Origin of the sequence: uncultured Rikenella sp. (genome assembly GCF_948810725.1) — a bacterium.
GTDB lineage: Bacteria > Bacteroidota > Bacteroidia > Bacteroidales > Rikenellaceae > Rikenella.
This window is the reverse complement of record NZ_CAQIVA010000051.1, coordinates 1-12,271: the sequence shown is the minus strand read 5'-3', so window position 1 is coordinate 12,271 and position 12,271 is coordinate 1. Positions and strand designations below refer to the sequence as shown.

At 58.2% G+C, this 12,271-nt stretch carries 9 protein-coding genes; 3 read left to right on the top strand and 6 right to left on the bottom strand.

Features of this window, described 5'->3' with window-relative positions; all coding sequences use genetic code 11:
• The first annotated feature begins 107 nt into the window (after positions 1 to 107).
• Positions 108 to 1,346: a 4Fe-4S binding protein gene (locus Q9S52_RS09495; RefSeq protein ID WP_304708940.1), complete on the top strand. Its 1,239-nt coding sequence runs from the start codon at positions 108 to 110 to the stop codon at positions 1,344 to 1,346.
• 76 nt (positions 1,347 to 1,422) lie between these two features.
• Here Q9S52_RS09495 and infB read toward each other — a convergent pair whose 3' ends face one another.
• The 5 genes from infB to Q9S52_RS09470 all read right to left on the bottom strand — a co-directional run bounded on the left by infB (position 1,423) and on the right by Q9S52_RS09470 (position 8,643).
• Entirely contained in the window at positions 1,423 to 4,254 is a 2,832-nt protein-coding gene (gene infB / locus Q9S52_RS09490; protein ID WP_304708939.1) for a translation initiation factor IF-2, read from the bottom strand.
• Between the two features lie 122 nt (positions 4,255 to 4,376).
• Positions 4,377 to 5,615 carry a transcription termination factor NusA gene (nusA, locus tag Q9S52_RS09485; protein WP_297627142.1) on the bottom strand — a complete coding sequence of 413 codons (1,239 nt, stop codon included), beginning with the start codon at positions 5,613 to 5,615 and terminating at the stop codon, positions 4,377 to 4,379.
• Between the two features lie 65 nt (positions 5,616 to 5,680).
• Complete coding sequence (locus Q9S52_RS09480) at positions 5,681 to 6,358, bottom strand: hypothetical protein (protein WP_297627139.1); 678 nt, start codon at positions 6,356 to 6,358, stop codon at positions 5,681 to 5,683.
• Between the two features lie 65 nt (positions 6,359 to 6,423).
• Complete coding sequence (gene lpxA, locus Q9S52_RS09475) at positions 6,424 to 7,227, bottom strand: acyl-ACP--UDP-N-acetylglucosamine O-acyltransferase (protein ID WP_297627135.1); 804 nt, start codon at positions 7,225 to 7,227, stop codon at positions 6,424 to 6,426.
• A gap of 21 nt (positions 7,228 to 7,248) precedes the next feature.
• On the bottom strand, positions 7,249 to 8,643 hold the full coding sequence (locus Q9S52_RS09470) for a bifunctional UDP-3-O-[3-hydroxymyristoyl] N-acetylglucosamine deacetylase/3-hydroxyacyl-ACP dehydratase (RefSeq protein WP_297627132.1): 1,395 nt from the start codon (positions 8,641 to 8,643) through the stop codon (positions 7,249 to 7,251).
• Between the two features lie 119 nt (positions 8,644 to 8,762).
• Here Q9S52_RS09470 and Q9S52_RS09465 point away from each other — a divergent pair, with 119 nt between their 5' ends.
• Positions 8,763 to 9,707: an energy transducer TonB gene (locus Q9S52_RS09465; RefSeq protein ID WP_294591649.1), complete on the top strand. Its 945-nt coding sequence runs from the start codon at positions 8,763 to 8,765 to the stop codon at positions 9,705 to 9,707.
• Between the two features lie 1,201 nt (positions 9,708 to 10,908).
• On the opposite strand, the gene Q9S52_RS09460 is transcribed toward Q9S52_RS09465, so the two are convergent.
• Complete coding sequence (locus Q9S52_RS09460; RefSeq protein WP_294591646.1) at positions 10,909 to 11,067, bottom strand: hypothetical protein; 159 nt, start codon at positions 11,065 to 11,067, stop codon at positions 10,909 to 10,911.
• Between the two features lie 182 nt (positions 11,068 to 11,249).
• Between Q9S52_RS09460 and Q9S52_RS09455 the strand changes: the two genes are divergently transcribed.
• On the top strand, positions 11,250 to 12,271 hold a 1,022-nt coding region (locus tag Q9S52_RS09455), incomplete at its 3' end, for a pyridoxal phosphate-dependent aminotransferase family protein (RefSeq protein ID WP_304708938.1).

The following is a 12,271-nucleotide window of genomic DNA, read 5'->3' as shown; positions in this document are numbered from 1 at the left end:
GCAGGGATGCGCTCTGAAGTTTTTTTGGTTCTTTTTGTTCACAAAAAGAACAGTACCAGCCGGTATAAGAACCATGTGCAGATAAGGAATTGTTTTACGAAAAAGGAATGTCAGGTCACCTTCGGTATTGGCAGCATATTGTCAATAAGATCCCCAAACTGTTGTTTTTGCTCGTCGTGCTTTATGCCCTGAGCGAGAACCGGGACGCCGTGTTCGGTCGTCAGGAGAGGGAAGTGGTGGCCCCCGAGGCTCCGACCCGTTTCGACTCGACCCTTGTCGCCCGGTTTTTCGAACACCCCGTTGCATTGACCACCGACGACTCGGTGATGTACGAAGTGCGAACAGCCGAAGAGCCCCATGCCTTGTCCGGCTACCTGATCGCCGGGCGGCAGGAGCATAATACGACTCGGGGATTCGGCGGGCCGGTCTCTGTGGTGATTTTTTTGGACAGAGAGATGATTATCCGGGGCGTGAGGATGTTGCCTAATAACGAGACCCCGCGTTTCGTGCGGCGGCTGGCCGAAGCCCGATTTTTGGAGCAGTGGAACGGGCGCCATCTGTATGATCGGATTCCCGACGTAGACGCTTTGTCGGGGGCTACCCATACCTCGCAGGCCGTGATTGCCGATGTGAATAAGACCCTGGCCGCGTTGCTCCGGCGGGAACTGAAAAACCGGTCGTGGGACTTCGTGACCAACTATCTGGGAGAGTTTGCCGTGCTGTTCGTGACCATCATGTCGCTGGCCTGCTTTCTGTCGCCCGAGACGACGCGGAAAATCAGAATCCCGTTGCTGGTGCTTTCGGTGGCCGTGCTGGGGATTTGGCAGGGAGCTTTCGTGTCGTTGAGCTTGTTGTACAACTGGCTGCTTTTCGACGCCTCCTCCATTGCGCGGTTCGGGACGCTCGCGGTCGTGCTGACGGCGGTATTGATACCGCTGTTTACCAACCGGGATTTTTATTGCGCCTATCTGTGTCCTTTCGGTGCGGCGCAGGAGTTGGTGGGAAAGCTTTGGCCCGGGAAACGACCGATTCCGAAACCGGTCTTGAAGGGAGCGCGGTGGGGCCGACGTTTGCTGTTGGCGGCTATCGTCGGATTGTTGATCCTCCGGCCGCGGTTCGAACTGGCCGATATCGAGCCGTTCACGGCTTTTTTGATCCGAGCGGCGGCTACTTCGTCGATCGTATTGGCCGGAATCGGGCTCGGGGCGTCGCTCTTTTTCCACCGTCCGTGGTGTCGGGTGGTGTGTCCGACGGGCGAATTGCTCGCTATTTTGCGTCGCCGGCTACGGTATCCGAAGCTCCGAGAGTGGCGGCGGGACGATGAGTCGGAGGATCGAACCGTATAAAAGTTCAAGAAAGAAAAAGAGCGTGGGGCGAAGAAATCCTCTTCGCCCCACGCTCTTTGAATGAATAAGGAGGAGCCTACGACAACTTCCGCGCCACTTCCACCTGCTCGTACCCCTCGATAATATCCCCCACCTTGATGTCGTTGTAGTTCTCGATGTTCAAACCGCACTCCATGTTCGGCCCGACCTCCTTGACATCGTCCTTGAACCGCTTGAGCGAACCCAGTTTGCCGGTGTAGACCACAATCCCGTCGCGAATCACCCGTATCAAGGTATTCCGCGTAATCTTTCCTTCCCGCACCAGACACCCTGCGACAGTCCCGACTTTCGTAATCTTGAAGACTTCCATGACTTCCACCGAGCAGACGATCTCTTCTCGGGTCTCCGGCGCCAGCATCCCCTCGATCGCATCCTTGATCTCGTTGATGGCGTCGTAGATGATGGAGTAGAGGCGAATCTCGATCTCCTCCTTCTCGGCCAGCTTCCGTGCCGATGCCGAAGGACGCACCTGGAACCCGATAATCACGGCGTTCGAAGCCGCAGCCAGCAAAATATCGCTCTCCGAAATCGGCCCCACAGCTTTGTGGATCACGTTCACCTGTACCTCCTCGGTCGAAAGTTTCACCAACGAGTCGGTCAGCGCCTCGATCGAGCCGTCCACGTCCCCCTTGATAATGACGTTCAACTCCTTGAAGTTCCCTACCGCAATGCGTCGTCCGATCTCGTCCAGCGTAATATGCTTCTGTGTCCTGAGGCCCTGCATCCGCTGCAACTGTTCACGTTTGTTGGCGATCTCGCGCGCAGCTTTGTCGTCTTCCATGACGTTGAAGTTGTCGCCCGCCTGCGGAGCGCCGTTGAGACCCAACACTAAGACCGGTGTCGCCGGCCCCGCTTCGGTCACTTTCTGTCCCCGTTCGTTGAACATGGCTTTGACTCTCCCCGAGTATGTCCCCGAGAGCATCACGTCCCCGATGCGCAACGTCCCGGCGCTCACCAGCACGGTCGCGACGTATCCCCGTCCCTTGTCGAGCGACGATTCGACGACCGTCCCCGAAGCCCGCCGGTTCGGATTGGCTTTCAGGTCGAGCAGTTCCGCCTCCAGCAAGACCTTCTCCAACAATTTGTCGACATTGATCCCTTTCTTTGCCGCCACGTCCTGAGACTGGTACTTCCCGCCCCACTCTTCGACGAGGTAGTTCATGTTGGCCAGCTCTTCCTTGATCTTTTCCGGATTGGCGTTCGGTTTGTCGATCTTGTTGATGGCAAATACGATAGGTACCCCTGCCGCCTGCGCGTGGTTGATCGCTTCGATCGTCTGTGGCATGACGCTGTCGTCCGCGGCGATGATAATGATGGCCACGTCCGTCACCTTCGCCCCCCGGGCACGCATCGCGGTAAACGCCTCGTGCCCCGGCGTATCGAGGAAGGTGATCCGCCGTCCGTCTTCCATCTTCACGCTGTATGCCCCGATATGCTGGGTAATCCCCCCTGCTTCGCCCTCGATCACGTTGGTTTTCCGGATGTAGTCCAAAAGCGACGTCTTCCCGTGGTCGACGTGCCCCATGACCGTGACGATCGGCGGCCGCGGCAGCAAGTCTTCCGGTTTATCCTCCTCTTCAACAATGGCTTCCTGGATATCCACCGTCACGAATTCGACCTTGTAGCCGAACTCTTCGGCCACGATCACCAAAGCCTCGGCATCCAGCCGCTGGTTGATCGAGACCATCAGCCCGAGGTTCATACAAGCGGTGATGACATCCGTCACCGAAACGTCCATCATCGTCGCCAGCTCGCTCACGGTTACGAATTCCGTCACCTTGAGGATCGATTTTTCGCGTTCCTGCTGCTCCATCTCTTCGGCCATCCGTCCGTGGATCGCCTCGCGCTTATCGCGCCGATACTTCGCACTCTTGCTCCCCTTGCCTTTGCTGGTGAGCCGCGCCAAGGTCTCTTTGATCTGCTTCTGTACGTCTTCGTCGCTCACCTCCTGCCGCACTACAGGCTGCTTGCCGCCCCGGCCTTTCCGCCCGCCGCCGGCATTCGCATTCCCGCCGAACCGTCCGCCGGCATTATTCCCTCCACGACCACCGTTGGCTCCCTGTCCATGCACCGTCGCCGGACGCGAAGTCCCCGGGGTATTCGCCACGTCGACTTTCCCTTTCTTGATCCGGTTGCGTTTCCCGCCGCGTCCCCGCTCATAGGTGGTCGGCAGTTCGATCTTTCCGACGATCTTCGGCCCGGCCAGACGATTGGCATCGTCATTGGCACGGAATACTTCCGGCTCTTTCTTCTCTTCGTTCGTCGTGGGTTTTACGTCAGGGGTCGGTGCGACCGGTGTCTCGACCTGTGTTTGTACCAGTTTCGGCTCCGGTGAAACCGGAGCGGCCGGCGTCTTCGCCGCCTCCGCTTTAACAACGGGCACCGGTTCCGGCTCCGGCTGTTTCACTGCCGGTGTTTCAACCGCAGCAGTAGCCGCCGGCGCTTCATTTTTCGCCGGTGCCGCCGCTTTTTTCTTCGGCCCGCTCAGGTCGAGTTTCCCGACCACTTTCGGCCCGCTCAAAGTCTCGACCGGCGTGGCGAAGACCGTAGCTCCCGTGTTTTTCTTCTTGGTCTCCGTGCCGACAGATTCGTCTCCCGCTGCGGCAGTCGTGTCGGGCGCAGCATTGTCGTGCAGCGATACGCTCTCGCGCACGGGTTTGATTTTCTCGCGAATGTCGATTTTCTGCACGCTCTTCCCTCCGAATTCGTTCCGCACGAGTTCGACGGCTTTCGGATCGAGAATGGTGCTGGGCCCGTGTTCCACCTTGAATCCTTTCTTTTCCAGAAATTCCACGATGGTTCCCTGCCCCACGTTATACTCGCGTGCGACGCCGCTCAATCTGACTTTTGTCTGGTTCTCTGCTGCCATGTATCTGTCTTTCCTCTTTTTGATGTGCACCGGCTTGTCGGCCCGGCTGCCTTAAATCCGTTGTTCTGTCCGTCCGCCTCGGTGCGTGCGAAATCCCGCTCGACTCGAAGAAGGGGAGGGGATTACTCGAATTCGCTCCGCAAAATCCGGAGTACTTCCTGAATGGTCTCCATTTCGAGGTCGGTTCGCTTGGCCAGGTCTTCCGCGTTCTGTGCCAGCACCCGTTTAGCGGTGTCGAGGCCGATCTTCTTGAACTGGTCGATGATCCAGGGTTCGATTTCGTCGGTGAATTCGGCCAGGTCGACGTCTTCTTCATCCTCCTCGCTGGTTTCGCGATAGACGTCGATGTCGTATCCCGTCAGCATGCTGGCCAACCGGATATTCAGGCCGCCTTTCCCGATAGCGAGCGAAATTTCGCTCGGTTTGAGGTGTACTTCCGCCGTCTTGGTCTCCTCGTTGATGTCGATCGAGAGCACTTTCGCCGGATTCAGCGCGCGCTGGATCATCAGGCTCGGATTAGCGGTGTAGCTCACCACGTCGATGTTCTCGTTCCGCAACTCTTTGACGATCCCGTAGATTCTCGATCCCTTGACCCCCACGCAAGCGCCCACCGGGTCGATCCGTTCGTCATACGATTCCACCGCCACCTTGGCCCGCTCGCCCGGAATCCGCACGATTTTCTTGATGGTGATCAAACCGTCGAAGATTTCCGGCACTTCGAGTTCGAACAACCGTTCGAGGAACTCCGGCGCCGTCCGCGACAGAATGATTTTCGGGCTGTTATTGATCATCTCGACTTTCGAGACAATGGCCCGAATCGTATCCCCTTTGCGGAAGAAGTCGCTCGGGATCTGTTCCGCCTTGGGCAGCAACAGTTCGTTGTCTTCGTCATCGAGCACCAGGATTTCGCGTTTCCAAACCTGATACACCTCGCCGGTAATGATCTCGCCCACCCGCTCCGTATATTTCTGGAACAAATTGGCTTTCTCCAAATCCGTAATCCGCGAAGCGAGGTTCTGCCGAATCGCGAGGACGCTGCGCCGTCCGAAGTCCGAGAATTTGACTTCGGTAGCCACCTCTTCCCCCACTTCATACGTCGGGTCGATCTTCCGGGCATCGGTCAGGCTGATCTGGGTGTTTTCGTCCAGCACGTCGCCGTCTTCCATCACCAGCCGATTCCGCCAGATTTCGAAGTCGCCGCTTTCGGTGTTGATGATGATGTCGAAGTTTTCGTCCGATCCGTAGGTCTTGACGAGCATGTTCCGGAAGACGTCTTCCAGCACGCTCACCATGGTGGCCCGGTCGATATTCTTGAGTTCCTTGAATTCGGCGAATGTGTTAATCAGATTTATCGTTTCCATCGCTCTTGTCTGCGTCCGCGCCGCGGTTCGGCGGGATATTTAGGTTGTTTTTGAATGCTTGATCGTTATTTGAAGTCGAAGTGCTCGCTCACGGCTTTCGTATCTGCCAATCGGATCTGTTCGCGGTGTTCGACGTCGGTTTTCCGTTTCTTCCCCGGCACGAGCTCTTTCACGGTATAAGCCACTTCGATCGCCGTCGGAGCATCCGCCCCATCATCCGAGGAGTCGTAGCCGATGCCGCACAAAACCGCGCCCGTCAGTTTTTTCCCGTCTTTGAAAAGCACATCCACGCGCGGCAAATCGCCTCCATCCTTTAAAGATGCCTGCCGGATGAGTTTCTGGTATTGCCGTCCCAGTTTCAGCGGCTGTCCCAGCCCTGCCGACATGACGGTGAGCTGGCAGTCCCATCCTTCGCCGTATTCCGCCTCCAGCCGGGCCGTCACCTCCCGGTTCAGTAACGCGCAGTCGTCGATCCCGACCCCCCGCATCCGTCCCTCGTCATCCGCCCCGTCGCAATCGATCGTCATGGTGATTTCGTCGATCCCTCCCGCACTGTTCTCCCGACACGCGAGTTCGACGATGAAAAATCCCCGCTCTCCCCAAGCAGAACCCTCCCCCTCGATGGTCGAGCGAATCAGTTCCCGTATAGCTGTCCAGGTATCCGTCATTTTCGTTTCGTCCCGCATAATAAACAGAAAACGGAGGTCGAACACCCCCGTTTCCGAAATCTCACCTATGAGCAAAACGCTCGTAACGATGCAAATGTAAGCAATATTATGCGTTCAAACAAATTAAGTCGGCAAAAAAGCTACTCTTCGTCCTGATCTTTCATCCGCGGCTGGTACGGTTTGATAACGCCCCGCTTCGACCCCGCAAAGAAGTTCAGCATCTCTTTCCGCGCCTCCGAATCGGGCAGCTGCTCTTCCAGCAACCCGCACGCTTTTCCATACGAATACCCGTTCTGGAACATGATCCGGCAGATGTTCATAATCTCCTCGATCTGTCCGGCGTCGAATCCCCGCCGCCGCAGTCCGATGGTGTTGACCCCCACGTACGACGCCGGATAGTGCGCCGCCTTGATGAACGGCGGAATGTCCTTGCCGACCATCGTCCCGCCGCTGGTCATGGCGTGTTTCCCGACGCGACAGAACTGGTGGATCGCCGTATGCCCTCCCAGAATCACCCAGTCGTCCAGTTCGACCTCTCCCGCCAGCGAGACGTTGTTGGCCAGAATGCAATGATCGCCCACCACGCAGTCGTGTCCCACATGCGCGTAAGCCATGATCAGCGTATCGCTCCCCACGATCGTCGTATTCTTCGCTGCCGTTCCCCGATTGACCGTAGCGCATTCGCGGATCATCGTCCTGTCGCCGATAACGGCGGTGGTCTCCTCTCCCCTGAACTTGAGGTCCTGCGGAATTCCGGCAATCACCGCCCCGCTGAAGATCCGGCAGTCGCGACCGATCACCGCTCCGTCGTTAATCACCGCGTTCGGCCCGATCCACGTGCCGTCCCCGATGGTCACCTTGCCGGCGATGTATGCAAAAGGTTCCACGGTCACATTGTTGCCCAGTTTCGCGTCCGGGTGGACGTAGGCGAGAGGATGTATCATATTCGAAAAGCGTGTCTGAGATTATTTGTTTTTGGTCACGAGTGCCATGAGTTGCGCCTCGGTCGCCAGCGACCCCCGCACGTATGCCCGTGCGTCCATCTTGACGATTCCGCGCCGGATCGGCTCCGAGAGCCGCAGCTCGAACTGGAGCGTATCCCCCGGCACCACTTTTTGCCGGTATTTCACTCCGTCGATCGTCATGAAGTAGGTCGAGTAATTTTCCGGATCCGGCACCGTGCTCAAGGCCAGAATCCCGCCGCACTGGGCCATCGCTTCGACGATCAAAACCCCCGGCATCACCGGTTCGTCCGGGAAGTGCCCTACGAAGAACGGTTCGTTCATCGTCACGTTCTTGATCCCCACCACCGACTCTTCGGTGATGTGGATGATTTTGTCCACCAACAGGAACGGCGGCCGGTGCGGCAACATCGCTTTGATCTGATTGATGTCGTACAGCGGCTCGATGTTCGGGTTGTATTTGAAGGTCGGTTTATCTGCGTCGCGTTTGATGTGTTTCCGCAGCAGTTTGGCGAACTCCGTATTGGCTTTGTGTCCCGGCCGCGTGGCGAAGATCCGCCCCTTGAGCCTCATCCCCACCAATGCCAGGTCGCCCAGCAGATCCAGCAGTTTGTGACGGGCGATTTCGTTGTCGAAGTGCAGGTCGAGGTTGTTGAGATACCCCTGCCGATCCGCCGAAATCCCCTCGCGTCCGAACAGTTTGCCGATCTGCGCCGCCTTGTCCGCCGAAACGGGTTGCTCGACGATGACGATGGCGTTGTCCAAATCCCCTCCGCGAATCAGATTGTTCTGAATCAGCGGTTCGATTTCGTGCAGGAAAACGAATGTCCGGCTCGGCGCCACCACTTCCGCAAAGTCTTCGCTTTCAGCAAACACGGCGTATTGCTGTCCCACCACTTTGGAGCCGAAATCGACGTTCACCACCGCCGAAAATGTATCGTCCGGGTAAGCGATAATCTCTGTCGTATTATTCTCTCCGGAGCTGAGGACGGTTTTTTCCGAAATTTCGTAGTATTTCCGGTTTTGTGCCTGTTCCACGATCCCCGCCTGGCGAATGAGTTTCACCCACGGCATCGCCGAACCGTCAGCGATCGGCACCTCGCCGCCGTCCACCTCCACCAGGGCGTTGTCCACGCCGCATCCCCACAAAGCCGCCATCAGGTGTTCGACCGTCGAAACGGTCGCTTCGCCCTTCTTCAACACCGTGCTGCGCGAAGTCTGGGCCACGTTTTCCGCCACCGCGTCGATCGTCGGCCGCCCGTCGAGGTCCGTCCGGCAGAATTTGATTCCGTGTCCTTCCGCCGCCGGCAGTATTGTCAGGTTTACGGTCGCGCCCGTATGCAATCCTTTGCCGGAGAAAGAGCAGGCTCCCGCGAGCGTTTGTTGTTTTTCCGTCATCGTTTTCGGTTCGTTTATTGCGGGCAAAGATAGAAAAATTCTCGTATATTCTACTTGTCGGTCTGTCGTTCGCCCGGCGGTTCGCCGCTTTGTCGAAAATGATTAACTTTGTCGTTCAAATGGCTACACCTCCAAACAGACACCCGGCCGATCGGGCCGGTCGCACTGCGCGCGCGACGGCTCCGCAGCGCTCTTCTCAGGCGACGAAACGGGGGCCGGGAACGGTTCCTCCCGCTCCGCCGCGTCGGGTTCCGCCCGGCGGCGGACGGCGCGAGCGGATGGCGCTGCCGTTCGATCCGCGTCGGCGCAGGACGGATGCGGGCGAATGGGTCTATCGTCACCGGGTCGGACTGCTGGTGACGGTGGTGCTCTATCTGATTGCGGCCATCCTGTTCGTCTCCTATAAAATCATCGTGCTCGAAAATCCGACGACTACGATGTATATCGACCTGGTCGATCCGAACGAGCCGGAGGAACCTAAACCGGAATTGGAAGAGCCGAAACCGGAGCCGATTCGTCGGTTGGAGGCGAATTACGAACCGGTTTCGAATCGCATATCGGATCAGAATGCGAAGATGGACGCTTCGTTGCGGGATGACCGGGGGACGCGGGTGGATCAGTTGATGGAGGAGGCGGAGCGGGTACAGCGGGAGTTGGAGGCGGGTCAGCAGGCTTTCCGGTCGGGGATGGACGAGTTGGCCGAGATGTCGAAACGGAGCCGGATGCCGAAATCCTCTTCGTCGCAGGTCAAGCTGGAGGGCGGGTCTGAACGGAAGACGGTGAAGGTGCAGGGGAATGTGACGGTGTCGTACAATTTGGCGGGTCGGTATGCGACTTATCTGCATGTGCCGGCTTATCAGTGTCGCGAAGGGGGGACGGTGGTGGTCGGGATTACGGTGAACCGGGAGGGCGAGGTGACGAGTGCTGCGGTGGAGCAGGCTTCGCCGGGAGATTGCATCGCGGAACGGGCGGTGCAGGCGGCTCGGGCATCGCGATTCAATGCGGATGCCAGTGCGGCGGATCGGCAGCGGGGGACGATTACTTATGTCTTCGTCGCGCAGTAGATTTGGTTGTGGCCGGGCCGAGGTCTTGTGCATGCGGGTATACCCGGCCAAAGCATCCCGTAGGGATGCGCTCTAAAGTTTGGCTTCGCCTTCCTCCTCGCCGCTCGGCAATTTGCAAACTATGTTTGCATTGCTCTCGCTGGCAGCGTCGGTTTTCTGGTTCTCGCTAACTGCGCTGCGCTTGTTTTCCTCCTCGCCGCTTACCATAGTCCGTAAACGGCCTTTGGATTCGCTGGCAGCGTCGGTTGTTCACAAAGAGAATAGTTCTCTCCTGTCGGACAGAAGCGCGCCACGCCTAAAGGAGCGATTCAACTATTTCGGCGGTAGCCGAATATAGATGAATCGCGCAAGGCGCGCGAAAACCCCAACCTCGCCCCTAAATCCGTCGCCCGCCCGCTTAAATGGCATATTCTGCCGGTTGGCACTTGGCCAATCCGGCAAGAATTGCCGCGGGCGACGGCAGTGGCGGAGCGACAGCGGAGCCGCAGTAAGGCGGACACGGGGCGGAGAGCTGGGGCGAGCTTTAGGCCGTGCTTGGTCTTCAAGCGGTGCTTTTGCGACCTTTAGGTCGCCGTCCTCGGCGAGAGCGACGCAATAGCGGCGCGTGGGGGGGCGCGCCGAGGACGAACCTCATAGCAAAGAGGCCGTGCTCTTGCGACCCGTAGGATCGCCGAGCTTGCGCGCTGGGCCTTTGGCCCATCCCCGGAGCGCGCAGCCCGAATCCCAAGAACGAATGGGCCTTGCTCTTGCGGTTCTTCGAACCGCGCGGGCCGGAGCCACCCCAGGCGTAGGGCCGCAACTCGCGATGCTCGTTCGGCCCCCGCTGGCTCCGACCACCCCAATGGGATCACATGTTGCGGCACCTAACTATATAGGGTAACTCCAGCCATTGCCCACTGCGGGTGTACACCTCCGTTTATTCCGAGAGGCACCGCAACTGAAGACCGTAGGCGCGGCTGCTCGCGTAGCTGGGATTGAGGTACGTCACGTAGAAATCCAAGTACACCCCATTGATTCCGTTCACAAACGACGAATAACTGAACCCGTGACTGCCGACGTAGCTCAGCCCGCCATCGGCTCTCTCGCGGAAGCCCGGGGCGTGCCGCGCGGTTCAGCGACCCGCAAAATTTGAAAAGGAAAACAGGCCCAAGCCCGGGTTCTAAGTCCCCAATCGGTTCCGTCAAGAGCTCTCTTGCTCCGTTTATTCCGAGAGGCACCGCAACTGAAAAGCGTAGTCGCGATAGCCCTTATTGCAAGGCCGGAGCCATGTCGTGTGGAAATTCAAATGCGCGCCTTGCGTCTCATCGGGCGCCGAAGACCAACTGTAGCCCCCGTAAGCGACATAGCGCAGTCGGCCCATCTCTTTCTCATTGCCTGAAGCGCGGAAGCCCGGGGCGCGGACGAACCTCCGGAGCCCGCCCGCTCATTCCGACATAATCCCAAAATACGATTTTATACTTATCCCCCCTTCGGACTCCCGAACAGAAAAAAGCGTACCTTTGACGCGATTTTTTATCCGTCTCATTCTAAAATCGACATACAGTGGATATTTTCGAACGAATCAAAAAGGATGCGGGTGGGCCCATCGGCCAGTACCAGAAACTGAGCCACGGCTACTACTCTTTCCCGAAACTCGAAGGGCCCATCGGCCCGCGGATGGTCTTCCGCGGCAAGATGATGCTCAACTGGAGCCTCAACAACTACCTCGGGCTGGCCAACCACCCCGAAGTGATGGCCGCCGACGCCGAAGCCGCACGCGAATTCGGGATGGCCGCTCCGATGGGCGCCCGGATGATGAGCGGGCAGACCAAATACCACGAAGAACTCGAACGGCGGCTGGCCGCTTTCGTCGGCAAACCCGACGCCTTCCTGCTCAACTTCGGTTACCAGGGAATGGTCTCGATCATCGACTGTCTGGCTACGGCTAAGGACGTGATCGTTTACGACTCCGAAGCGCACGCCTGTATTATCGACGGCCTCCTGATCCATAAAGCAAAGGGCGGGAAGCGGTTCGTGTACCACCATAACGACATGGAAAAGTGCCGGTTGATGCTCGGTCGGGCGACCAAGCTGGCGCAACAGCAGGGCGGTGGCGTGTTGCTGATTACCGAAGGCGTTTTTGGGATGAAAGGCGACCTGGGCAAACTGGACGAGATCGTCGCCATGAAGAAAGATTTCGACTTCCGGATCCTGGTCGACGATGCGCACGGGCTGGGAACCATGGGGAAAACCGGAGCCGGGACGCCGGAACACTTCGGCGTGTCGGATCAGATTGACGTCCAATTCGGTACCTTCGCCAAATCGTTTGCCGGCATCGGAGCTTTCGTGGCGTCGGATCCGGATATCGTCAATTTCCTGCGCTACAACATGCGGTCGCAGCTCTACGCCAAATCGCTGCCGATGCCGATGGTCAAGGGGGCGATGAAACGTCTCGACCTGATTCAGGAGCATCCGGAATACCGCGAAAAACTGTGGACCATCGTGCGGGCGTTGCAGAAAGGATTCGTAGACGCCGGGTTCGATATCGGGGTGACGCAGTCGCCGGTGACGCCGGTCTATATGAA

What these genes read in the sequence shown, in the direction of transcription:
- Q9S52_RS09495 (WP_304708940.1), top strand. Translation starts at nt 108, where the DNA reads ATGTCAGGTCACCTTCGGTATTGGCAGCATATTGTCAATAAGATCCCC.
- infB (WP_304708939.1), bottom strand. Translation starts at nt 4,254, where the DNA reads ATGGCAGCAGAGAACCAGACAAAAGTCAGATTGAGCGGCGTCGCACGC.
- nusA (WP_297627142.1), bottom strand. Translation starts at nt 5,615, where the DNA reads ATGGAAACGATAAATCTGATTAACACATTCGCCGAATTCAAGGAACTC.
- lpxA (WP_297627135.1), bottom strand. Translation starts at nt 7,227, where the DNA reads ATGATACATCCTCTCGCCTACGTCCACCCGGACGCGAAACTGGGCAAC.
- Q9S52_RS09470 (WP_297627132.1), bottom strand. Translation starts at nt 8,643, where the DNA reads ATGACGGAAAAACAACAAACGCTCGCGGGAGCCTGCTCTTTCTCCGGC.
- Q9S52_RS09465 (WP_294591649.1), top strand. Translation starts at nt 8,763, where the DNA reads ATGGCTACACCTCCAAACAGACACCCGGCCGATCGGGCCGGTCGCACT.
- Q9S52_RS09460 (WP_294591646.1), bottom strand. Translation starts at nt 11,067, where the DNA reads ATGGGCCGACTGCGCTATGTCGCTTACGGGGGCTACAGTTGGTCTTCG.